This window comes from Synechococcus sp. CBW1006, from assembly GCF_015840525.1.
GTDB lineage: Bacteria > Cyanobacteriota > Cyanobacteriia > PCC-6307 > Cyanobiaceae > CBW1002.
In genome coordinates this window covers 2857215-2879882 of record NZ_CP060396.1, presented here as the reverse complement: position 1 = coordinate 2879882, position 22668 = coordinate 2857215, and the positions used below count along the sequence as shown (strand labels likewise).

Sequence of the window (22668 nt, the reverse complement as noted above, 5' to 3'; positions counted from 1 at the left end):
AACGTGGAATCAGGATCCACTGGTGCGTCTGTCGATGAGTGAACTCCAGCGCCTGAAGGGGCAGCTGCCACCGGAAATGCAGAGCTGGGTGTTCGTGGAAGCGGCCGCCTCCGCCGATCCACCCCTGATCACCATCGAGGAGATCGGTCGTGACGAGGTCGAGATCCAGGTCGACCTGGAGAGCTGGGACCAACTGGCCCTCGACCACCGCAACCTGCTCTTCTGGCATGAGGTGGGCCGCATCCAGAACGATGCCGTTCCCCGCGATGGCTGGGAAATGGCGGCCCTGGCCATCGGCCTCGGCGGCGCCATCGGCGAACTCTGGGTGCAGGACGGCCTGCTGCTGCTGATGGCCCTGGGCCTCTCCGGCTTCGCCGGCTACCGGCTCTACCTGAAGAACAATTCCGAAAAGCGCCTGCAGGACGCCATCGCGGCGGATGAGCGGGCGATTGACCTGGCCACCCGCTTCGGCTACAGCCTGCCCAACGCCTACAAGAGCCTCGGCGGTGCCCTCAAGGTGCTGGTGGAGCAGACCCGCAAGAAGAAAAAGCGCGGCTTCTACGAAGACCGGCTCGAAGCCCTGCGCAAGAGCGCCGAGCGGGCCCGCGCCGAGATGGCCCAACAGCAGGGGTCCCGTCAGTCCGTCACCAGCGAGAACGTCTATGGCTGAAGCCTCCGCCCCAGCACTCAGCACCATCGACCCCCAGGACAGTGAGGCCCTGGCCCGCCTGGCCGCTGACGCCTGCGACGACCGCAAGGCCGTGGACATCCGCCTGATCCGGGTCGATGAAGTGTCATCGCTGGCCGACTGGTTCGTGATCTGCAGCGGTCTGTCGGACGTGCAGGTGCGTGCCATCGCCCGCTCAGTGGAAGACCGGCTCGAAGCCGAGGCGGGCCGTCTGCCGTTGCGCCGTGAGGGCCAGGCCGAAGGACGCTGGGTGTTGATCGATTACGGCGAGGTGATCGTGCATGTGCTCACCCCGGACGAGCGCAGCTTCTACGACCTGGAAGCGTTCTGGGGCCACGGCGAACAGCAGCGCTATCTAGGCTCTGCGCAGCTTTCGGCGTCCTGACGGACGCATCACGTCCGATGGCTGGCCCGGCGATCGACACCCCCTGTCCGGTTCCGCCGGAACAGCGTCCGCTGGAGGAGTACGGCCAGCTCTGCCGCTCCTGGTTCTTCGCCTGGCCGTCCAACGATCTGGCCGGTCTGCTGCGGCCCCTGGCGATCAGCTGGCTGCTGGTGGCACCGCTCACCCTGCTGATCGCCAGCGGCAGTGTGCCCCTGCGCCATGACCCGCCGCGGTTGATCCTCTCGGGCCTGGTGGCGGCGGTGGTGGTTCCCCTGCTGCTGCTGCTGCGCCAGTGGCTGGGCTGGACCTACGTGCACAAGCGGCTGCTCTCGGAGCGGGTGGAGTACGAGGAATCCGGCTGGTACGACGGCCAGGTCTGGGAGAAGCCGCTGGCCTGGCGAAGTCAGGATCTGCTGGTCTCCAAGCACCAGGTGCGGCCGGTGCTGCGGCGGCTGCAGCAGGCGTTGGCCCTGGCCGCTGGCCTGCTGTTATGCGGGACCAGCCTCTGTCAGGCTCTCTGAACCTCTGCCGGGCACCCGCAGGCCGGAGGTGTTCACCCGCTGATTCATGACGTCCGCATGACTCTGTCCTCCAGCTTCGGCAGCTCCCGGCCCGGGATTCCGCCCCTGGAGGTGCGCCTCCTGCGGGAGGGGATTCCGGAATCCAGCCACCGGGTTCACGCCGTGGTGTGCGATCAGCGCGGCCGGGTGCTGATGCGGGCAGGCGACCCCCAGCGGCTCAGCTTCATGCGCTCGGCCCAGAAGCCGTTCCAGGCCACCGTGTTCGTGAGCTGCGGCGCCGCCGACATGGGGGACAGCAGTGATCGGAGCCTGGCCATCGCCTGTGCCTCCCATGCCGGCACCCCCGCCCATGCCCGCGAGGCCTTCAGGCTGCTCTGGCAGGCGGACCTGGAAACCGAGCAGCTGCAGTGCCCCGTTCCGGCGGGCGCCACCAGTCCGCTGGAACACAACTGTTCCGGCAAACATGCCGCCTTTCTGGCTGCCTGCCGGCGCATGGGCTGGTCGCGCGAGACCTACCTGCTCGATGACCATCCCCTGCAGCAGGAGGTGCGCAAGCGGGTGGCGGAGCTGCTGGCCCTGCCTGCGGCCGAGCTGGTGTCGGCGCGGGACGACTGCGGCGCCCCGACCCTGCAGCTGCAGCTGGCCCAGATGGCCCTGTTGTTCGCCCACCTGGGAGCCTCGCAGCAGCCCGACCTGGAGCGGCTCTCGCGGGCGATGCTGGCTCACCCCGAGCTGGTGGCCGGCGAAGGCCGCTTCGACACCGAACTGATGCGCCACAGCCACGGCCAGGTGGTGAGCAAAGGTGGCGCCGAGGGCATCCAGTGCCTCAGCCGCGTGGGGGAGGGTCTGGGCGTGGCGATCAAGGTGGAAGACGGCTCCTCCCGCGCCAAGCACGCCGTGGCGCTGCACCTGCTGGAACAGCTCGACTGGCTGATGCCCATGACCCTCGATGAATTGCGGGGCCGCTTCCTGCAACCCGCGCCGCACCTCCAGCTGCAGGTGAACGGCGAACTGCGCTTCGACTGAGCCACGCTTCAACTGTGCTGCCGGGCGGGGCTTCAGGGGCTCCAAAGTTCAGGACGGACACCCCAGGTGTTATCTTTCTGGGGTCGCCGCGGGGTAGAGCAGTCTGGTAGCTCGTCGGGCTCATAACCCGAAGGTCGCGAGTTCAAATCTCGCCCCCGCCACCAACTTGACGATCTCAATCAAGCTCTCGGATTCCCGGGGGCTTTTTTTGTATCCAGCCCGATCCTGGTGCCATCCCTGCATCCCCAACCTTCCAGAACTCCGTGAGCGAATTCCACCAGGCCGTGCTGCTGTTCAGCCTTGGGGGAATCGTCACCCTGGCCACGGTGGTGATGATCCTGCGGGGGCATTGGTACTGGCAGGGCCGCGATCCCTTCGACCCCTCCTGATCCGGTGATCTGATCCAGCCTTCCGTGCTCTCCCACACCGTTCGCCCCGCGCCATGACCGACACGCCCCTGCTGGACCCGGGCATCGCCTGGTTTCTGCTGATCGCCTTCTCGGTGCTCTGGATCAGCCTCGGGATCTGGTGGGGCCGCCGCGGATCCGGCGGCGATGCCGACGATTATCTGCTGGCCGGCCGCAACATCGGTCTGGCCCTGAGCACGGCCACGCTGATGGCCAGCTGGGTGACGGGCAACACCACCCTGGCGGCCCCGGAGGTGGGCTACACCCTTGGTCTCTGGGGCATGTTCGGCTACGCCCTGGCCGGCCTGGGGCTGCTGCTGTTCGCCCCCCTGGCGATCCGGATCAAGCGGGTGATGCCCACGGCCCGCACCAGCGGCGACTTCGTGCGGCTGCGCTATGGCCGGTTGGTCTGGGCCGTGTTTCTGGTGATCACCATGGTGTACACCGCCGGCTTCCTGATCACCCAGGGCATGGGGGCGGGCCTGCTGCTGCAGGCGCTCTCGGGCTTCGATTACCGGCTCGGCATGCTGGTGGTGATCAGTGTGTCCACCGTCTACACCCTGTTCGGCGGCATGCGCGCCGTGGTGGGCACGGACTTCATCCAGTCGCTGCTGATCATGGCGATCCTGGTGGTGGTCGCCGTGCTGGGGTACAGCCACTTCGGCGCCGGCGAGATCTATGCGCGCCTGGCCAGCGATCACCCCTCCCGCCTCAACCTGCTGCTGCCGGCGGGCCTGCTGTTCGCCTGGAACACGGGCCTGTTCAGCATGGGAGAGGTGTTTCACAACAACATCTGGTGGTCGCGCGTATTCGCCAGCCGCGAATCGGTGGTGTTTCGCTCCTTTGTGTTCGGCGGCTTCGCCTGGTTCACCGTGCCGATCGTGACCGGCTCGATCGCGCTGATGGCCCTGGCTCAGAACTTCGAGGTGCCGCAGGTGAACATGGTGTTTCCGATCGTGGCCGCCAAATTGCTGGGTTCGGCCGGCGCCATGATGGTGTTCGTGATCATCTTCTCCTCGCTCACCTCCACCCTCGATTCGCTGCTGGCCTCCACCGCCGATCTGCTGGCCGAGGATGTGTACGTCAAGATGCTGCGGCCCGAGGCGAGTGATGCCGAAGTGAAGCGCGCCGCCCGCCAGATCGTGGTGGGGCTGGGCCTGGTCACGGTGCTGCTCTCCTGGAACTACATCACCTCGATGTACCAGTTGCTGCTGTTCACCGGAGCGCTGGTGGCCTCCACGATCTGGCCGATCGCCTGCGGGCTCTACTGGAAAACGGCGAACCGCACGGCCGCCCTGCTGGCGATGCTGATCGGGTCGGCGGTGGGGCTGACGGCCTACGTGCTGATCGCTCCCTACTGCGCCGCCCTGCTCTCGGCCAGCGTCTCGGCGCTGGTGATGGTGATCGGCACCCGCCTGGCCCCGGAGACGTTCGACTGGCGAACCCTGGCCCGCACCTGATCACCGCTTCCTTTCTGCCGCCATGGCTCGCTTCCGATCCGCCGATTCCGATTCCGCGCCTCCCAGCCCCAGGCCCCCTTCATCCCGCTGGCGGCTGCTGTCCAGGCGCAGTGGTGTGGGGGCCGGCCTTCTCCTCGCCGGCCTCTGGGGGCTGGCCAACCTGGCCGGCAGGGCGGCGGCATCGCCTGCCACCCCTGACGACGCTCCGCAGCTGCTGGCCGGCAGCCTGCTGTTCCAGCTGATCGTGCAAGGCAGCATCGTGGGCCTGCTGGCCGCCACCTTGATCCTGGTGGGCATCTGGCTGCATGAACTGCGCCACGGCCGGGTCTGGTGAGACACGGGGTTCAGGCCCTATCGGCGGGTCACAGACATTTCGGCGGCAAAAACGAAAAACAATCGTAAAAGCCCTGGCAGAGTTACATCGGCTCCCACCACCGTGGCGCCAGGTGTGGAACGATCGGTCAGGCGCACGAATCGGGGTGACAGCACTGCAGCGACGGCGAACCGAACTGATCGATGCGACCCAGTTCGATCGCCACTGCCCGGACGTGTACGGCAGCGCCCACCCCAAGGCGCTGCTGGCCAGCATCCCTGAGATCGGCGAGCCGCTGCAGCCCCTGGCCACACAGCACGTGATCGCCAGCGGCCAGTTCGAGGCGGGCACCCTGCTGCAGCTGTTCCGGCTGGCGGCCAAGTTCGAGAGCAACCCGGAGCGCTACATCCGCATCAACAAGCCGCTCACCGGCAAGATCCTGATCAACGCCTTCTTCGAGCCCAGCACCCGCACCCGCCTCTCCTTCGCCAGTGCCTGGCACCGCCTCGGCGGCGAGACGATCACCATCGGTGACCGCTCCACCACCGGCATCGCCAAAGGGGAGTCTTACGCCGACATCGGCGAGATGTTCAACCACTACGGCGACTGCGTGGTGCTGCGCGACTCGGTGGAAGACTCGGTGTATCAGATGACCCGCTCCCTGCGGATCCCGATCATCAATGCCGGCAACGGCACCGATGAGCATCCCACCCAGGCGATGGCGGATCTCTACACGATGTTCAAGTGGCGGCCGGAGCTCTGCCAGGCCGCCGTGCCCGCCAGTGCCCAGGTGCGGATCGGCATCGTGGGGCTGCCGAACCGGATGCGGACGGTGCGGAGCCTGCTGCGCACCCTGGCCCACTTCCCCACCATGGCCCGTGAGGTGGTGATCTTTCACGACCCGGGCCTGTCCCCGGAGCAGATCTTCGATCCGGGGCAGCGGGAGGAACTGGAGGAAGCCGGGCTGGTGCTGAGCACCAGCACCGACCTGAGCAGCGAGCTGGGTGAACTGGATGTGATCTACATCAACGCCATCGCCTGGGTGGGCGACGGCTATGAGACCCACGGCCGCAGCTTCCGGCTCAGCGCCGATCTCCCCCTCAAGCCCGGCGCGATGGTGCTGCATCCGCTGGCCCGCGGCGTGGAGCTCTGCACCAGCCTCGACCGCACGCCCCACAACTGGTACTTCTCCCAGGCCCGCGGCGCCGTGTTCGTGCGCATGGCCCTGCTCACCTGCATGGTGGAACGCACCGAGCGTGTGCTCGACGTGATCTGACCCGGCAGCTCCACCCGACCACTTCCCACGCGCCAACCCAGAGAGGAACGAATCCATGTGCGGCATCGGCGGCATCGTCCATCGCCATCGCGACCAGCCGGTCGATCCCCAGATCCTGGTGAACATGGCGGCGATCCAGGTCCACCGCGGCCCGGATGGCTTCGGCTACGAGGTGCTCAACGACGCCGGCGTGGGCTTCTGCCATGCGCGCCTCTCGATCATCGATCTGAATGCGCAGCGGGCCCGCCAGCCCTTCCTCTCGGAGGACGGCCGGGTGCTGATGGCCCACAACGGCGAGTTCTACGACTTTCAGCGCATCCGCGCCCGGCTGGAGGCGGAAGGCGTGCGCTTCACCACCAAGAGCGACTCGGAGATCCTGCTGCGGCTCTACCTGCGCGACGGCCTGGCGCGCACCCTGCCCCAGCTGCGCGGTGAGTTCGCCTTCGCCCTCTACGACCGCGGTGATGACAGCCTCACCCTGGTGCGCGACCGGTTCGGCATCAAGCCCCAGTACTGGTGCGAAACCGACGACGGCATCGTGTTCGGCTCGGAGCTGAAGGTGCTGTTCGCCCATCCGGCGGTGCAGCGGCGCTTCAGTGCCACCGGCCTGTTTCACCAGCTGATGCAGACGATGGTGCCCGGCACCACCGCCTTCGAAGGGATCCACCAGGTGAAGCCCGGCCACCTGGTGCGGATCAGCCGGCGACCGGGGGGCGAGCTCAGCATCACCGACGAGCGCTACTGGGATGTGGACTTCCCCAGGAGCCACGACCGCGACCGGGGCCGCAGCGAGCAGGAGCATGTGGACGCCGTGCGGGAGGCCCTGCTCGAAGCGGTGGAAGCGCGGATGGTGGCGGACGTGCCGGTGGGTTGTTATCTCTCCGGCGGTATCGACTCCTGCTCGATCCTGGGGCTGGCGGCGGCGATCAGCCAGAACCCGGTGAAGGCGTTCACGATCGGCTTCGACGACAGCCGCTACGACGAAACGCCGATCGCCCGGGAGATGGCCGAGGCCACGGGCGCCGAGCAGGACGTGATGACCCTGGCGGCGGCGGATCTCTACGGCCACCTCGAGGCCACGATCTGGCACACCGAACGCACGATCTACAACACCCTGGCGGTGGCCAAGTACCTGATGAGCCGCCACGTGCATGCGGTGGATTACAAGGTGGTGATGACCGGCGAAGGCTCCGATGAGCTGTTCGGCGGCTACCCGGCCTTCCGCCGCGACATGTTCCTGCACGGCCTCGACGAGCTGCCGCCGCAGGAGCGGCGGGAATGGGAGGAGGCTCTGCAGGAGAGCAATGCCCTGGTGCAGGGGGCGATGCTGGCCGCTGACGCGGTGGAGGATCCCGCCCTTGAGGCGGTGGTGGGCTTCACCCCCAGCTGCCTGCAGCCCTGGTTGGCCTGCGCGCCCCTGGTGCCGCCGCTGCTGAATCCGGAGCTGCGGCAGGAGCTGGAGGGGTACCGGCCCGGCGCCGCCATCGCCGCCACCCTCGATGGCGACCAGCTGGAGGGGCGCCATGCCCTCGACAAGGCCCAGTACGTGTGGATCAAGACCATGCTCGAGGGCCAGATCCTCACCTGGGGTGGCGACCGGGTGGACATGGCCAACTCGATGGAGGCCCGCCCGGCCTTCCTCGATCACCACCTGGCGGCGGTAGCGGTGCAGGTGCCGCCGGAGCTGCGCATCAAGGGCCGCACCGAAAAATACGTGCTGCGCGAAGCCATGCGCGGCCTGCTGCCGGAGGTGCTCTACAAACGCGAGAAGTTCGCCTTCATGGCACCACCGGCCCACACCGATGCCGCCAAATGGGGCCGGATGATGGAGCTGGCGGATCAGTACCTCAGCGACACGGCGATCGAGGCGGCTGGACTGTTGAGCGTCGAGGGCGTCCGGGCCCTGTTCGCCCGCCACGACGATCCCGGCACCACGGCCGCCGAACGGGTGCAGATGGATGCCGTGATCAACCACCTGCTCGGGGTGCAGATCATGCACCGCTTCTTCGTGGCCGACGATGTGCCGGCAAGGGCAAGGGCCGAGGCCGACCGACTCGGCTGGACGGTGTAAGGACGCTCAGGCCACCCGGCGCCGCAGCCCGGGCCAGGTCCAGCGACGGCGGGCGGGGCGGATCGGCTCCACAGCCGCCAGCCCGGGCTGGGTGAGCGAAGCAGGTGCGGCAGCCGGCACGGCAGGAGCTGGTGGCACGGCGGCCGTATGGCTTGAAGGCACGGCGACCAGTGGCGGAAATGCACTGGTGGGCGCAGGCAGACTGGCCAGCACCGGCAAGGTGTCGCGGAAGGAGGTGTAGTAGGGCTGCGTGGTTTCCGCCAGGATCTCCCGCAGGGCCACCAGGGGATCGGGGTGGTGATCGACGCGGAAATCGTGCAGGGGATACAGCTCCTGGTGCATCACATAGAGCGCTGCCGACTGACGACCGCGGTGATCGCCACCGGCCGCCTCAGCGGCCTCCAGGGCCCGCATCAACCGCTCGCTGAAGGGCAGATCGGCAGCCAGGGCAGCCTCATACGCCGCGGCCATCGCCTGCACCGGTTCGGGACCCGTGAGGAAATTTCCGGCCACCGAATAGCCCTCACCGGTGTGATGACCCGCCCAGCCACCGCAATGGGCGCCGGTCCAGGCGGCCGCACGGCCATCAGCGTCGACCAGATGCACCTGGCGATGGTCGCGGCCCGGATCGTCCTGCATCAACGAGTCGAGCACCGTCTGGGCGACGGAGACAGGCTGAGGCGTGCCCCGCAGCAGGGTGAGACGATCCAGGCCCCAGGGGCCGAGCAGGGGATTGGTCGACGACTGGGTGGCCACAGCTCCCACACCAGCGCGGGCATGGGGCACGAGAGAACCCACCGCCAGGTGCTTGGTGGCAACGGCTACGCCGGTCATGCCGGTGGACGGATCCCAGGCGACGATCGAGTAGGTCATCGGGGGCGGGAAAGGCGTTCCCAGGCCAGAAATGAGTGGTGTTGACGCTAGGTAAATCTGCTGGTGGCGCTGTCGTCATCGCCACCATCCGAGCCACCATCCGAGCCGCCAGCGGAACCACCAGCTGAGCCGTGCAACAGCCGCCTCCAGAGCCCATCAGGTTCCAGGCCCGAATCCAGACCTGATCCAGACCTGATCAAGACCTGATCGAGAGCTGATGAAGACCAGAATCGACGACAACGATCGAGAGCAGCTTCAGCTCCGCCGCCGCCGCGTTCCTTGACCCTCTCCAGCGACCCCCGATCCAGCCACCTCCTGGCCGGCGCCCAGCCGGGCGGATCCAGCCTGCCCGCGGCCAGTCCCGAACGCCTGCCGGCGCTGTCGATCAATGACACCCGGCTGGCGGACCGCCTCGAGCAGCTGGGCCGGATCGGCCGGCAACCCTCCGGCGCGATCCGGCGGCTGGCCTTCAGCCCGGAAGACCTGCAGGCCCGCGCCCTCGTGCAGGGCTGGATGGAGGAGGCCGGTCTGGAGGTGCGGATCGATGCGGCCGGCAACCTGATCGGCCGGCTGGCGGGCCGGTCGCCGCAGCGCGGCTGCCTGGCCACCGGCTCCCACATCGACACCGTGCCCTCCGGTGGGCTCTACGACGGCGCCCTGGGGGTGATGGGCGGCCTCGAGGTGGCCCAGACCCTGCAGGAGGCGGGGGTGCAGCTGGACCACCCGCTCGAGGTGATCGTCTTCGCCGATGAGGAGAACACGATGGTGGGCTGCAAGTCGATGGTGGGGCGGGCTCCCGCCGAAGCGGAGGCCTACCGCACCACGACCGGTGAGCCGATCGCCACCTGTCTGGAGCGGATCGGCGGCGACTGGCAGCAGCGGAGCACCGCCCAGCGGCGCCCCGAAGACCTCGCCTGCTTCCTGGAGCTGCATGTGGAGCAGGGGGGCGTGCTCGAAGCGGTGGGCAAGCAGATCGGCGTGGTGGAAGGGGTGGTGGGGCAGCAGCGCTACACCATCACGGTGGACGGCCAGGCCAACCATGCCGGCACCACACCGATGGGAATGCGCCGCGATGCCCTCACCACGGCGGCCCAGCTGGTGCTGGCGATCGAGGATATGGCCCGCCATTTCCCCGGTGATCCGGTGGCCACGGTGGGCAAGCTGCAGGTCTGGCCCAACGCGGCCAACATCGTGCCGGGGCGGGTGGAGATGACGCTCGACATGCGCGATCTCTCCCACGACGTGATTGATCACATGCGCGCCCACCTGCAGCGCAAGATCGAGAACATCGCCGTGGCCAGCCGCACCCGCATCGCCCTGGAGCCGCAGTTCGTGGTGGATCCCACCCCTGCGGCGGCGGCCGTCCAGGAGGTGATCGTGCAGAGCTGCGAGGCGCTCGGCTACAGCCACACCCACCTGCCGAGCCGCGCCAGCCACGACGCCCAGGAGATGGGCCGTCTGACCCTGATGGGCATGGTGTTCGTGCCCAGCCGCGACGGCGTCAGCCATTCGGCCCAGGAGTTCACCTCGCCGCAGCAATGCGCCGCCGGGGTGCAGGTGCTGCTCGACAGCCTGCTGCGCCTCGATCGCCAGCTGGCCTAGCAGTAGTTTCGCCGCAGCAATTCCCGCCGCCCCTTGGTGCCGGCCTCCTCTTCCCCTGAAGCCTGGGACGCGATCGTGGTGGGGTCGGGGGCCACCGGTGGGGTGGCGGCGATGGTGCTGGCGGAAGCCGGCGCCCGGGTGCTGGTGCTGGAGGCCGGCCCTGATCTCAGCCCGCGCCAGGCCCTGGGCAGCGAACCGGCCAACAGCCTGCGGAGGATCAGCAGCCTGATGGCCGGCAGCCAGCGCCTGCAGGCCGAGCACCCGGGCTACTGGAAGGCCAACCCACGGCTCTACGTGGATGAGCGGGCCCTGCCCTACAGCACGCCGCCGGATCGGCCCTTTCTCTGGAGCCGCGGCCGCCAGGTGGGCGGCAAGAGCCTCACCTGGGGGGGCATCACCCTGCGGCTGTCGGAGGCGGAATTCCGGGCTGCCGACCGGGATGGCCACGGCCCCTGCTGGCCGATCGGCAGCCGTGATCTCGATCCCTACTACAGCCGGCTGGAGCGGTTTCTGGGGGTGCACGGCGGCCGCGATGGCCTGCCCCAGCTCCCCGATGGCGACACCCGGCCTCCCCTGCCCCTCACCCCGGCGGAACGGCACCTGGGGGCCAGCATCGGGCGCAACCTGGCCCTGCCCCTGATCTGCTCGCGCGGCTTTGCCCTGCACCGGCCCAGCCCGGAGCAGCCCTGGCCCGCCTCCAGCTCCCCCGGCGGCGCCCTGGCCCGGGCGCGGGCCACGGGGCGCGTGCAGCTGCGCAGCGAGGCGGTGGTGAGCCACGTGGAGCTCGATGCCGGCGGCAACCGCGCCGAGGCGGTGGTGTTCCTCGATGGCCGCAGCGGCAACCTGCAGCGCCAGACGGCGCGACTGGTGGTGCTGTGCGCCTCCACGATCGAGACCCTGCGCATCCTGCTGCACTCCAGCGAGGAGCAGCGCAGCGGCGGCCTGGTGGATCCCTCCGGCACGTTGGGGCACTACCTGATGGATCACATCTCCACCAGCCGCTTCTTCTCGATCCCCGACCAGCCGGCACCTGAGGGGCCCACGGAGCTGTCGGGGGCGGGCAGCTGCTTCATCCCCAACACCGTGAACCTGCCCGCGAGCATGAAGACCACTGCGCTGGGCAAGACTGGGGCACTGGCCGGGGCGACGGACGAACCTCCTCCGGATTTCCTGCGCGGCTACGGGCTCTGGTGTGCGATCCAGCGCATGGATCCGCCGAGGCCCTTCCAGCGGCGGCCAGGCGAAGCGGTGGGCTTCCTGATCGGCCACGGCGAGGTGCTGCCCCAGGCGCACAACCGGGTGAGCCTCGATCCGGATCTGCGCGACGGCTTCGGCCTGCCGGCCGCCCACATCGACTGCCGCTGGGGCGAGAACGAGCGGCGGATGGTGGATCACATGCACCGCCGCATCGAAGCGGCGGTGACCAGCGCCGGCGGCACCATCCGGCCGCTGGACCAGCTCTACGTGCTGCCCCTGGTGGAACCCCTGGTGAAGCGTGGCGCCGCCTTCGCCCCAGGGGCGGCACCGCCGGGCTACTACATCCACGAACTGGGCGGGGCCCGCATGGCCGCCCGTGAAACAGACGGCGTGGTGAACCGCTGGAACCAGTGTTGGCGTGCTCCCAACCTGCTGGTGGTGGATGGGGCCTGCTGGCCCACGGCCGGCTGGCAGAGCCCCACCCTCACCGAGATGGCGATCACCTGGCGCGCCTGCGCCGCCGCCGCCGAGCGGCTGGGGCGGGGTGACGAGGCCCTGGAGGCCTGACTGAGGCCTCGTGGACGGGTCGCCAGAGCCGCAAAGCTTCGGTCAGGGGCTGCTCACCCTGGGCCCAAAGCGGTGTCGGTCACCACAATCCCTGGGGCGGCTTGCCCGCACACTATGCGGGCGACCTTCCAATGGGTCGGGCAAGGGAGAAACCAGGGGCGGGGGTTGGCACTCCCGCCTTTTTTATTGGGTGTCGTCCTGAACCGATGCATGGTTCGATTCTCAGGGCCGCAGGAACAGGCCGTTGAGGTAGTGCTGCGTCACGCAGCTGTCGGTGCAGCCGTTCTGGAACAGGAAGCCGGCCAGGGCGGAGGTCATCAGCCGGTACTGGTCCCACTGGGGATGGTGGCCGAGGAAGTCGCGCATGCCATCGAACAGGGCTTCCGGCACCTCGGCCTCGAGGCTGACGCGGCTGTGGGCAGGGTCACTGCCGAAGCTGCCGCTGAAGCCTTCCGAGGGAGCTGCCATGAACGCCTGAGCGATTGAGACCTTCAGTAGGCCACGGCAGCCAGTGCTCCGTCAAAGGCCGTGACCCCGCCCTGCACTCCGGGGTCTCACCGCTGAGATCTCTGTTGCTGCAGGGGATCGACCCAGGGTCCAGGGGGCCATTCCCGCAACCGTCGCCCCCAACGGACCGGTGTCAAGGGGCGTTGCCTGGGGAATCGGGCGATTCCCCAGCACCCCCCATCCCAGCGGGGCCGCAAGCCGAACACCTGGGGAAAAACAGGCATGGCTCTGGGGAAAACCGCGGAGAAGCCGGGAAACCGACGGACCGCCAGCACCGATCAGCGCTGCTGATCGTCAGCGTGTCTCTTGAGACTCAGGTCGTGAATCCCAGGGTCAAGACCTGCGCTGGCCCTGCTGCTGGACCTGCTGCCGGCCCTCACGCTGCCCTTCAGCCGCGCAGGGTTCGTGGGCCCAGGGGGTGGTCGGCGTGGGGATAGGGGGGATGGTGATGGCCGGGCTCCGCCTCCTGCGCAGACCCATGGGCGTGATCGTGGCTGTGGGCAGCGGCTGCCCCCCCCAGGGGAATCGGCACCCCATCCGGCTGGCAGGCGCCGGTGCATTCGCGCTCGCAGAGGGTGCAGCTCTCGACCAGACCCTCGACATGGTGGTGATGGCTGTGCTGCGGCGCCCCCACCTCCCGCTCGAAACCCAGCACCTGGGCGCGGTATTTACAGAGCGAGCAGTTCATGGCGGTGTCGCCCCGCAGCACCTCGTCGACCCGTTCGGCAAAGGTGGCCAGCACCAGCGGGTGATCGCCCAGGTAAGACGCAGACACCATCTCCACGTCGGGATGGTCGTCGGCGACGCGCTGGCTGTGCTGCAGGATCCGGCTGACCAGCACGCCGGAAAAGAGGAAGTAGGGGAACACCACCAGCCGGCGGTGGCCCAGCTTGACCACCTGCCGCAGCCCCGGCTCCACCAGGGGAAAAGTGACGCCGGAATACACGGTTTCACCCCAGCCGAAGCCGAAGCCCTCCACCAGCATCCGCGTCACCTTGGCCACGTTGGAGTTGGCGTCGGGATCGGAGGAGCCGCGCCCCACCACCACCAGGCAGGTGTCGTGCGGGCCCACCGGCTCCTCACCGCGGGCGCGGGCGGCGGCATCGGCGGTCGCGATGGCCTCGCGGATGCGGGCACCGGCCGCCTGGATCATCTTCAGGTCAACCCCCAGCTCGCGGCCGTAGTCGATCACCAGGCCCGTCTCGGCGGCGTAGGTGTTGAGCACCGAGGGGATGTCGTTCTTGGCGTGGCCGGCGGCGAACAGCATCGCCGGCACCGCCAGCACGTGGCGCACCCCCTGCTGCCGCAGCCGCTCGAGGCCATCGCGCAGGATCGGGCGGGCGAACTCGAGATAGCCGTAGTCGACCGGGACCGGCGCCAGCCGGGCGCGCAGCTGCTCCGCCAGGGCGGCGAACTCGGCCACCGCCAGGCGGTTGCGGCTGCCGTGGCCGCACACCATCACGCCGATCGGTCCGTGGGCACTCTCCAGCGGGCGATCCAACGCGGTGGTGCTCCCAGGTGGCGTGGTCACGGGGTTGGCCTGAGGCAGCCACTCCGGTGCCGGAACGGAAGTAGGGGCCATGGAGTCCTGAGCAGGAGCCGACCCTATCCGGCACCGAGGCCGCCGCAGCCCGGCCCGCCGGGAACACCCCGCCCCGGCTTCCTGCGAGACCAGGCTGATCGCGCCAGGATTGGGAGATCCGCGCAGGACCCCTGCACCTTCTCCCCTACGACCCCCTGCCACCGCCCCAGCCGGATGAGCCCCTGCTGGAGGTGCCGATCGCCTCGCTGCGGCCCACCCAGCTGTGCGTGGGCCGGGCCGAGGTGCAGCGGCGCCACGCCGATTTCTCCCGCGACAGCCCCGACGACAGGCGCGCCTACCTGCGCAAGAAGCCCGTACCCATGGCGCGCAACGCCGCCGGATTGCTCTGGATGGTGGACCGCCATCACCGGCTCAGCGGATTGTTCTCCCTCGATCCACTGGCTTCCGCGTTCGGTTACGTGGCCCTGGAGATTGCAACCACGGATCTCAAGGCCAGCCTGAGCGCCCTGCATCAACGCGGCTGGCTGTATCTCTATAACGGCCGCGGCCATGGTCCGCTCGATCCCGCCGCGCTGCCCAACCATCTGGGGGAGCTGCAGGATGACCCCTACCGCAGCCTGGTCTGGAAGCTGAAGCAGGAGGGGGTGATCGCCCCGGCCCCCCTGATTCCCTTCCACGAGTTCCGCTGGGGAGCCTGGCTGCGCCGACGCTCCCTGCCACCCTTCAGCTCCATGCGGCTGGAGCCGGCCCTGCCAGCCGCCCGGGCCCTGGCCCGCTCCACCGCCGCCTCCCACCTGGCCGGCTGGCAAGGGCTGTAGTGGCCGAGTATCTGGCTGCCAATCCGCTCGGCAGCTTCGCTCTGCTGCTCGCCCTGAGTGTGCTGGTGCCGCCCCTGTTCCGGCGGATGCGGCTGCCCGATCTGGTGGGATTGCTGGTGGCCGGTGTGCTGGTGGGACCCCATGCCCTCGGCTGGCTCACGCCGGACAGCCCCACCGTGGCCCTGCTCTCCGATGTGGGCGTGGTCTATCTGCTGTTCATCGCCGGTCTGGAGATCGACCTGGCCGAATTCCAGCGGATCCGCCAGCGTTCGTTTCGCTTCGGGCTGCTCACCTTCAGCCTGCCGATGGTCGCCGGCACGGCGCTGGGCTTCTTCAGCGGCTTCGGGGCGGTGAGCGCGGTGCTGCTGGGCTCGGTTCTGGCCTCCCACACCCCTCTGGGGTACCCGATCGTGCGCAGCTACGGCGCCATGCGGGAGGAATCGGTGACCGTGGCGATCGGCGGCACGATCTTCACGGACATCGCCTCCCTGCTGGTGCTGGCGCTGTGCATCAGCCTCGGCCAGGGCAGCTTCTCAGCCCTGGGGCTGGTCGGGCTGCTGGTCAAGGTGGCGGTCTTCGCCACCACCACGGTGGTGGTGATCCGGCGTCTGGGCCATGCCCTGGTGCGCCGCAGCGGCGACGGCGACGGGCGGCTGCTGGTGGCGGTGCTGCTCGCCCTGTTTCTCTCGGCCGTCGGAGCGGAACTGGCCGGGGTGGAGAAGATCGTGGGGGCCTTTCTGGCCGGGCTGGCGGTGAACGCCGTGCTGCCGGAGGGGCCGGTGAAGGAGCAGGTGATCCTGGTGGGGGCCAGCCTGTTCATCCCGATCTTCTTCATCGATCTGGGGCTGCTGCTCGATGTGCCGGTGTTCCTGCGCACCGTGATGGGCTTCGGCTTTGCGGCCGCCCTGATCGGCGTTCTGGTGGCCAGCAAGGGCCTGGCCGCCTGGCTCTCCGGCCTGATCTACCGCTACAGCGGCGCCGAGATGCTCACCCTCTGGTCGTTGTCGTTGCCCCAGGTGGCCGCCACCCTGGCCGCCACCACGGTGGGATTCCGCGCCGGCCTGCTCAACGAAACGGTGCTGAACAGCGTGCTGGCGCTGATGGTGGTGACGGCCATCCTGGGGCCGGCCCTGACCAGCATGGCGATGGCCCGCCTGCGCGAGGAGCGCACCGCGGCTCTCCAGACCGACGCCTCGACCGGCCAGCTGGCGCTGGTGCACCGGGCCCTGCGGGTGATGGTGCCGATCGCCAATCCCGCCAACGAGCGGGCCCTGCTGGGCATGGCCAGCCAGCTGATCGGCGGGGAAGAGGGCCGCGAGGGGCTGGTGCTGCCTCTGGCGGTGGTGACCCCCTCCCGCTCCGAGGCGGAACGGCAGGGCTCCATGGCCCTCACCACAGACCTGGCCCGGGCCCGCCAGCTGCTGCTCGACACCGAAGCGATCAGTCGCGTCCTCCGCTTCCGCAGCAGCCCCCTGCTGCGGGTGGATCACGAGGTGGCCGGCGGCATCGCCAGGGCGGCCCTGGAGCAGGGGGCCGACCTGCTGGTGGTGGGGGTGGGATCGCCGGCGCGGCTAGGCCGCTGGCTGTTCGGAGATCTGGTGGATGGGCTCTGCCGCCAGGCCCATTGCCCGGTGGTGGTGACCCGCCTGCGGCGCAACCCGCGCGAGCTGCGCCGCCTGCTGGTGCCGATCAAAGACCTCTCGGCCAGTGCCCTGGAGCAGGTGCAACTGGCCGAGCGCATCGCCAACAGCGTCAGCACCACGCCAGGGGGCCCGCCTGGAACGGCAGAAGCGCCATCCGGGCCGGTGCGGATCACCCTGCTGCACCTGCATGATCCCCGCCTGCCGGAGAGCGAACGCCAGCAGATCCGGCAGCAGTTGCAGCACTGGTTGCCCGACCCCGACGCCCGCCGCCCGCGGGTGGCGGTGGATGTGCAGCTGGTGCCCAGCCTGGCGATCGAGGCCGGCATCCTGCGCCAGGCCAGCCTGCACGATCTGGTGATCCTGCGCTCCCAGCGGCGGCTGGTGGGCGGCCTGCCGATCGCCGCCAGCGACCGCGCCAGCTGGCTGCTGCGCCGGCTGAGCTGCTCCACCCTGGTGATCAGCGACCCACTGCACTGATCGACGCAAACCAGATCAGCATGCGTGACAGCCGGGGCGACAGAGTCGGAGCCTCTGTCTAGACCGGGCGTGTGCTGCCGTCGCCACCATGGCCTTCGCCCATCTGCTGGTGCCCACCGATGGCTCTGCCGCGTCCGGGAAGGCGGTGACGCAGGCGGTGGAGCTGGCCCGCAGCCTGGGCAGCCGCATCACCCTGCTGCATGTGCGCGAGAACGTGGCGCTCTCGTTGGTGGGCATGGGCGAAATGGTGGAACCCACCACGATCGAAGCGCTGCTGCAGGCCGCCAAAGACGACTCGAAGCGGATCCTGGCGGACGCCCGGGCGGTGGCCGAGCAGGCCGGCGTGCCGGTGAGCACCGAGAGCAGCAGTGCCGACGGGGTGCACAGCAGCATCCTTGAGGCCGTGGAGCGTCTCGGCTGCGACCTGATCGTGATGGCCTCCCATGGCCGGCGGGGCCTGGTGGGCCTGCTGCTGGGCAGCGAGACCCAGCGGGTGCTGGTGCAGGCGCCCTGTCCGGTGCTGGTGGTGCGCTGATGCGCCGGTGCACGCCTGCGCCGCCGCGATCAGAGACGGGTGCCAGGGGCGAGGAAATCGGCGTAGGTGCTCACCAGCCCTTCGGCCAGAGGGATGCGGGCCTTCCAGCCGGTGGCCTCGATCCGGTTCACATCGAGCTGCTTCCTGGGGGTGCCATCCGGCTTGGTGGTGTCCCAGAGGATCTCGCCCTGGTAGCCCACGGCGCCGGCCACCAACTGGGCCAACTCCCGGATCGGCAGATCAATGCCGGTGCCCACGTTGAGGTGCTGCACCGGATCCGCCGGATCAGGGGCGTAGGTCTCGAGGGCATGCACACAGGCCTCGCCGAGATCATCGGCATGGAGGAATTCCCGCAGCGGTGATCCGGTGCCCCAGCAGGTGACGCTGGGGGCGTGGGCCAGCTTCGCCTCGTGGAAGCGGCGGATCAGGGCGGGCAGCACGTGGCTGTGGGTGGGGTGGTAGTTGTCGCCGGGCCCGTAGAGGTTGGTGGGCATCAGGCTGATCGCGTCGAACCCGTATTGCCGCCGCAGGGCCGCGCACAGCTTGATGCCGGTGATCTTGGCGATCGCATACCACTCATTCGTGGGCTCGAGCGGCCCGGTGAGCAGCGCCTCCTCCCGGATCGGCTGCTGCGCCAGGCGGGGATAGATGCAACTGCTGCCGAGAAACAGCAACCGGCGGGTGCCGCACCGCCAGGCACTCTCGATCACATGGGTCTCGATCTTGAGGTTGTCGAGCAGGAAATCGGCGGGATAGGTGTCGTTGAAGTGGATGCCGCCCACCTTCGCCGCCGCCAGGACCACCACCTGGGGCCGGTTCGCCTCGAACCACTGGCGCACCGCCACCGCATCCTCCAGATCCAGCTCGGCGCGACCGGCGGTGAGCCGATGGGTGTATCCGCGGCGCTGCAGGGCTCGACCGATGGCACCGCCGGCCATGCCGCGGTGGCCGGCCACGAAGATGCGGTCGGAGGGATGGATCAGGTTGGCGCCCATCTCAACCGAGCCCCAGCCCTGCTTTCTCGAGCATGTGGGGGGTCGTGGGAGGGTTCTCCATCGACCCCACCACCTTGAAGCCTTCGCGGCGCAGGGTGGCCTCCTTCGCTGCCTCCTGCTGGTCTTCGGCCACCATCTCGGCCACCAGCTCCTCGAGGGTGGTGGTGGGGGTCCAGCCCAGTTTCTGCTGGGCGCGGCTGGGATCGCCCAGCAGGGTGGCCACCTCGGCGGGGCGGAAGTAGCGCGGATCAATGCGCACCACCACCTGATCGGTGCCGGCGCGCCGGCCCACCTCGTTCACCCCGTCTCCGCTCCAGCGGATGCCACCCCAGCCCAGCTGTTCAGCCGCGAGCTCGATGAAGCGCCGCACACTCTCCTGCCGGCCGGTGGCGATCACGAAGTCTTCCGGCGGACCGTCCTGCTGCAGCATCCGCCACTGCATCTCGACGTAGTCGCGGGCGTGGCCCCAGTCGCGCAGGGAATCGAGGTTGCCCATGAACAGGCACGGCTCCAGCCCCGCATCGATGCGGGCCAGACCGCGGGTGATCTTGCGGGTCACGAAGGTTTCGCCCCGCCGCGGGCTCTCGTGGTTGAACAGGATGCCGTTGCAGGCATACATGCCGTAGGCCTCGCGGTAGTTCACCGTGATCCAGTAGGCATAGAGCTTCGCCACGCCGTAGGGGCTGCGGGGGTAGAAGGGCGTGCTCTCCTTCTGGGGGATCTCCTGCACCAGGCCGTAGAGCTCGCTGGTGCTGGCCTGGTAGATGCGGGTTTTCGCGCTGAGCCCCAGAATCCGCACCGCCTCCAGAATCCGCAGGGTGCCGAGGGCGTCGCAGTTGGCGGTGTATTCCGGGCTCTCGAAACTCACCGCCACGTGGCTCTGGGCGCCGAGGTTGTAGATCTCATCGGGCTGCACCTGCTGCACGATCCGGATCAGGTTGGTGCTGTCGGTGAGGTCGCCGTAGTGGAGCACCAGGGGCGGCGCCGAATCTGCCCGGTCCAGGGCATGGGGATCCTGGTAGAGATGATCGATCCGCTGGGTGTTGAAGCTGCTGGCCCGGCGCTTGATGCCATGCACCGCATAGCCCTTCTCGAGCAGCAGCTCCGCCAGGTAGGAGCCGTCCTGCCCGGAGATGCCGGTGATCAGTGCCGTCTTGCGCATGCTGGGCAGACCGCCATCGCCAATGGCGACGAGGTTAAGCCGTGCTCGCCAGTACGGTGCGATCCAGAGCGATCACCACCGGCCGGCCTGTGACCCTGCGGCTCACCAACACCCTCACCCGTCGCACCGAGCCGTTCGAGCCGCTGGTGCCCGGGCAGGTGAGCCTCTATTGCTGCGGGGTCACGGTGTATGACCTCTGCCATCTGGGCCATGCCCGCAGCTACATCGTCTGGGATGTGCTGCGCCGCTACCTGATCTGGAGCGGCTATGCGGTGACCTTCGTGCAGAACTACACCGACATCGACGACAAGATCCTGCGCCGCGCCGCCGAAGAGGGCAGCTCGATGGAGGCGGTGAGTGAGCGCAACATCGAGGCCTTCCGGGTGGATATGGCCGCCCTGAACATCCTGCCGCCCGACCGGATGCCCCGGGCCACCGGCAGCCTGGATGCGATCCGGGCCCTGATCGGAGAGCTGGAGGCGAAGGGAGCCGCCTACTCCGCCGAGGGGGATGTGTACTTCGCCGTGATGCAGCACGCCGGTTACGGCAAGCTCTCGGGCCGCGATCTGGGCGAGCAGCAGCAGAACGCCGAAGGTCGCGTCAGCCAGGCGGAGGAAGCCCGCAAGCGCCACCCGTTCGATTTCGCGCTGTGGAAGGCCGCCAAACCGGGGGAACCGAGCTTTCCCTCGCCCTGGGGGGCGGGGCGACCGGGCTGGCACATCGAGTGCTCGGCGATGGTGCGCGAGGAACTCGGCGACACGATCGACATTCATCTGGGCGGCGCCGATCTGATCTTTCCGCACCACGAGAACGAGATCGCCCAGTCGGAGGCGGCCACGGGCCAGGCGCTGGCCCGCTACTGGCTGCACAACGGCATGGTGAACGTGGGCGGCGAGAAGATGAGCAAATCGCTCGGCAACTTCACCACGATCCGGGCCCTGCTGGCCAGCGGCGTGAGTGCGATGACCCTGCGGCTGTTCGTGCTGCAGGCCCACTACCGCAAGCCGCTCGATTTCACCGAGCCGGCGCTGGAGGCCGCCGCCACGGGCTGGAAGGGGCTCAATGCCGCCCTGGGGCTGGGGCAGCGGTTCGGCACGGCCCTGGGCTGGATTGCCGCTGCCGCCGCCACCCATCCGCCTGAACACCCCAGCAAGGTCCAGTCGGAAGCCCGGCGGCGCTTCCAGGCCGCGATGGACGATGACCTCAACACCGCGGCGGCCCTGGCGGTGCTGTTCGAGCTGGCCAGGCCGCTGAAGGCCCTGGCCCACCGCCTCGAGCGCGGCGACACCGCCTGCCGCGAGGAGGCCGCAGAGCTGGCCCCGCGCTGGCAGGAGCTGGTGGAGCTGGCCGGTGTGCTGGGCCTGATCGCCGAGACGCAGGCCCGTGACATGGACGAGGCAGCCTCAGGGGAAGACAGCGAGGAAGCCGCGATCCTCGAGCGCATCGCCGAACGGCAGGCCGCCAAGGCCGCCCGTGATTTCGCCACCGCCGACCGGATCCGCGCCGAATTGCAGCAGCAGGGGGTGGAGCTGATCGACAAACCGGGCGGCGTGACCGACTGGATGCGGCGCTGATGGCCGCCACCATCTACCTGCACTGGAGCGCCACCCCCTACACCTGGGTGCGGTCGGGGGCGTATCACACGATCGTGGCCGGCGACGGGCACCTGCACCGGCTGCACTCGTACACGATCGATCTCAACGCCCACACCTGGCGGCGCAACAGCAATGCCGTGGCGATCTCCTGCGCCTGCATGGGCGGCGTGCCCGATCCCTGGACGATCCCACCCACCGACGCCCAGATCGAGGCGATGTGCCGCGAGGCGGCGGCGGTGGCCCGCAGCTGGGGGTGGAGCGCCGACGACATCACGATCCAGCGGGTGATGACCCATGCCGAAGCGGCCTCGAACCGCGATGGCCGGATCCTGCACGACAACTACGGCCCGGTGGCCTGGGGCGGCAGCGGCGAACGCTGGGACTTCATGCAGCTGCGCAAGGGCGGGCCCGACGACGGCGGTGCGGTGCTGCGCCAGAAGATCCGGGCCTACCTGCGGGGAGAGGCGCCGGCCAGCGGCTCCACCGGGTCGAGCAGCGGATCCATGGCGCCGGCGCCCCTGGCCTTCCGGCGCCGCAGCACGATGACGGCCCGCAGCCGCCAACTGGCCGTGGAGATCGACATCCATGGCACCTCCTGGGCCCTGGCCGCCGATCTGCTCAGCCTCTACGACATCCCCTACGAGTGGAATCCGCTGCAGCGGCGCCTGCTGATCGGCAGCAACGATGTGGCGCCCTTCTACCGGGACGATGCGGTGCAGGAGTCGATCGGCCACCCCCTGTTCGAGATGGCCCTGCAGGGGGGCAGCGCCCCGGTGATCCTGCGCGGCATCCTGCGGCCCGATGCAGCCGCAGCTGCGGCCCGAGATGCGGCCGGAGATGCGGCCGGAGATGCGGCCGGAGATGCGACAAGTGGTGCCGCATTCAGCCGCGCCTGGTGCCGCGTGCTCGAATTCGCCGAGGAATTCGGCATCAGCGTGACCTACCAGCCCTTTGCCCTGGGCGAGCGACGGGGCGGCTGAGGGGCTGGAGATGGAGGCACGATGGGG

General features: G+C 69.0%; 21 protein-coding genes and 1 tRNA gene. 17 read left to right on the top strand and 5 right to left on the bottom strand.

What is annotated here, in order from left to right; translation table 11 throughout:
• The first annotated feature begins 34 nt into the window (after nt 1-34).
• The 10 genes from H8F26_RS14105 to asnB all read left to right on the top strand — a co-directional run bounded on the left by H8F26_RS14105 (nt 35) and on the right by asnB (nt 8147).
• The gene (locus tag H8F26_RS14105; RefSeq protein WP_197154924.1) at nt 35-670 is read left to right on the top strand and encodes a DUF3318 domain-containing protein; all 636 of its coding nucleotides are present in this window, start codon (nt 35-37) and stop codon (nt 668-670) included.
• Nucleotides 663-1073 carry a ribosome silencing factor gene (rsfS, locus tag H8F26_RS14100; RefSeq protein ID WP_197154922.1) on the top strand — a complete coding sequence of 137 codons (411 nt, stop codon included), beginning with the start codon at nt 663-665 and terminating at the stop codon, nt 1071-1073. Before H8F26_RS14105 ends, rsfS begins: the two co-directional genes overlap by 8 nt.
• Before the next feature lie 17 nt (nt 1074-1090).
• Nucleotides 1091-1594, top strand: coding sequence for a CGLD27 family protein (locus H8F26_RS14095; RefSeq protein ID WP_197154912.1), 504 nt, complete (start codon nt 1091-1093; stop codon nt 1592-1594).
• Between the two features lie 57 nt (nt 1595-1651).
• Nucleotides 1652-2620: an asparaginase gene (locus H8F26_RS14090; protein ID WP_197154910.1), complete on the top strand. Its 969-nt coding sequence runs from the start codon at nt 1652-1654 to the stop codon at nt 2618-2620.
• A gap of 87 nt (nt 2621-2707) precedes the next feature.
• Nucleotides 2708-2784: transfer RNA gene (locus tag H8F26_RS14085), tRNA-Met, on the top strand.
• Nucleotides 2785-2883: 99 nt separating this feature from the next.
• Nucleotides 2884-3009, top strand: a complete 126-nt coding sequence (locus tag H8F26_RS19940) for a hypothetical protein (RefSeq protein WP_255518211.1) — start codon at nt 2884-2886, stop codon at nt 3007-3009.
• Nucleotides 3010-3062: 53 nt separating this feature from the next.
• On the top strand, nt 3063-4487 hold the full coding sequence (locus H8F26_RS14080; RefSeq protein ID WP_197154909.1) for an urea transporter: 1425 nt from the start codon (nt 3063-3065) through the stop codon (nt 4485-4487).
• A 22-nt stretch (nt 4488-4509) separates the two neighbouring features.
• Entirely contained in the window at nt 4510-4821 is a 312-nt protein-coding gene (locus H8F26_RS14075) for a hypothetical protein (protein ID WP_197159369.1), read from the top strand.
• Nucleotides 4822-4975: 154 nt separating this feature from the next.
• Complete coding sequence (locus H8F26_RS14070) at nt 4976-6076, top strand: aspartate carbamoyltransferase (protein ID WP_231605640.1); 1101 nt, start codon at nt 4976-4978, stop codon at nt 6074-6076.
• Between the two features lie 55 nt (nt 6077-6131).
• Complete coding sequence (gene asnB / locus H8F26_RS14065; RefSeq protein WP_197154906.1) at nt 6132-8147, top strand: asparagine synthase (glutamine-hydrolyzing); 2016 nt, start codon at nt 6132-6134, stop codon at nt 8145-8147.
• A 6-nt stretch (nt 8148-8153) separates the two neighbouring features.
• On the opposite strand, the gene H8F26_RS14060 is transcribed toward asnB, so the two are convergent.
• Nucleotides 8154-9020 (bottom strand): DUF1028 domain-containing protein, encoded by an 867-nt coding sequence (locus tag H8F26_RS14060; RefSeq protein WP_197154905.1) that lies wholly within the window; start codon nt 9018-9020, stop codon nt 8154-8156.
• A gap of 279 nt (nt 9021-9299) precedes the next feature.
• Here H8F26_RS14060 and H8F26_RS14055 point away from each other — a divergent pair, with 279 nt between their 5' ends.
• Nucleotides 9300-10622, top strand: coding sequence for a Zn-dependent hydrolase (locus tag H8F26_RS14055; RefSeq protein WP_231605226.1), 1323 nt, complete (start codon nt 9300-9302; stop codon nt 10620-10622).
• 111 nt (nt 10623-10733) lie between these two features.
• Nucleotides 10734-12386, top strand: coding sequence for a GMC oxidoreductase (locus tag H8F26_RS14050; protein ID WP_197159223.1), 1653 nt, complete (start codon nt 10734-10736; stop codon nt 12384-12386).
• Between the two features lie 222 nt (nt 12387-12608).
• On the opposite strand, the gene H8F26_RS14045 is transcribed toward H8F26_RS14050, so the two are convergent.
• Both H8F26_RS14045 and H8F26_RS14040 read right to left on the bottom strand, forming a co-directional pair.
• Complete coding sequence (locus H8F26_RS14045; RefSeq protein ID WP_197154904.1) at nt 12609-12854, bottom strand: DUF2811 domain-containing protein; 246 nt, start codon at nt 12852-12854, stop codon at nt 12609-12611.
• Nucleotides 12855-13281: 427 nt separating this feature from the next.
• Nucleotides 13282-14352, bottom strand: coding sequence for a sirohydrochlorin chelatase (locus tag H8F26_RS14040; protein WP_231605638.1), 1071 nt, complete (start codon nt 14350-14352; stop codon nt 13282-13284).
• Between the two features lie 314 nt (nt 14353-14666).
• On the opposite strand from H8F26_RS14040, the gene H8F26_RS14035 reads away from it, so the two are divergent.
• From H8F26_RS14035 to H8F26_RS14025, 3 genes are all read left to right on the top strand, one after another.
• A complete protein-coding gene (locus tag H8F26_RS14035) occupies nt 14667-15254 on the top strand; it encodes a ParB-like protein (protein WP_323270848.1) in 588 nt (195 codons plus the stop codon).
• Nucleotides 15254-17374 (top strand): cation:proton antiporter, encoded by a 2121-nt coding sequence (locus H8F26_RS14030; protein WP_197154902.1) that lies wholly within the window; start codon nt 15254-15256, stop codon nt 17372-17374. Before H8F26_RS14035 ends, H8F26_RS14030 begins: the two co-directional genes overlap by 1 nt.
• Before the next feature lie 88 nt (nt 17375-17462).
• Nucleotides 17463-17909, top strand: a complete 447-nt coding sequence (locus H8F26_RS14025) for a universal stress protein (protein ID WP_197154896.1) — start codon at nt 17463-17465, stop codon at nt 17907-17909.
• A gap of 29 nt (nt 17910-17938) precedes the next feature.
• Here the strand turns inward: H8F26_RS14025 and H8F26_RS14020 are convergent, their stop codons facing one another.
• Nucleotides 17939-18904: a GDP-L-fucose synthase gene (locus H8F26_RS14020; protein WP_197154894.1), complete on the bottom strand. Its 966-nt coding sequence runs from the start codon at nt 18902-18904 to the stop codon at nt 17939-17941.
• A 1-nt stretch (nt 18905) separates the two neighbouring features.
• Nucleotides 18906-20066 (bottom strand): GDP-mannose 4,6-dehydratase, encoded by a 1161-nt coding sequence (gene gmd / locus H8F26_RS14015; protein ID WP_197154887.1) that lies wholly within the window; start codon nt 20064-20066, stop codon nt 18906-18908.
• Nucleotides 20067-20155: 89 nt separating this feature from the next.
• On the opposite strand from gmd, the gene cysS reads away from it, so the two are divergent.
• Entirely contained in the window at nt 20156-21640 is a 1485-nt protein-coding gene (gene cysS / locus H8F26_RS14010; RefSeq protein WP_197159220.1) for a cysteine--tRNA ligase, read from the top strand.
• Nucleotides 21640-22641: an N-acetylmuramoyl-L-alanine amidase gene (locus H8F26_RS14005; RefSeq protein WP_197154885.1), complete on the top strand. Its 1002-nt coding sequence runs from the start codon at nt 21640-21642 to the stop codon at nt 22639-22641. The genes cysS and H8F26_RS14005 overlap by 1 nt, the downstream gene beginning before the upstream one ends.
• Nucleotides 22642-22668 lie beyond the last annotated feature (27 nt).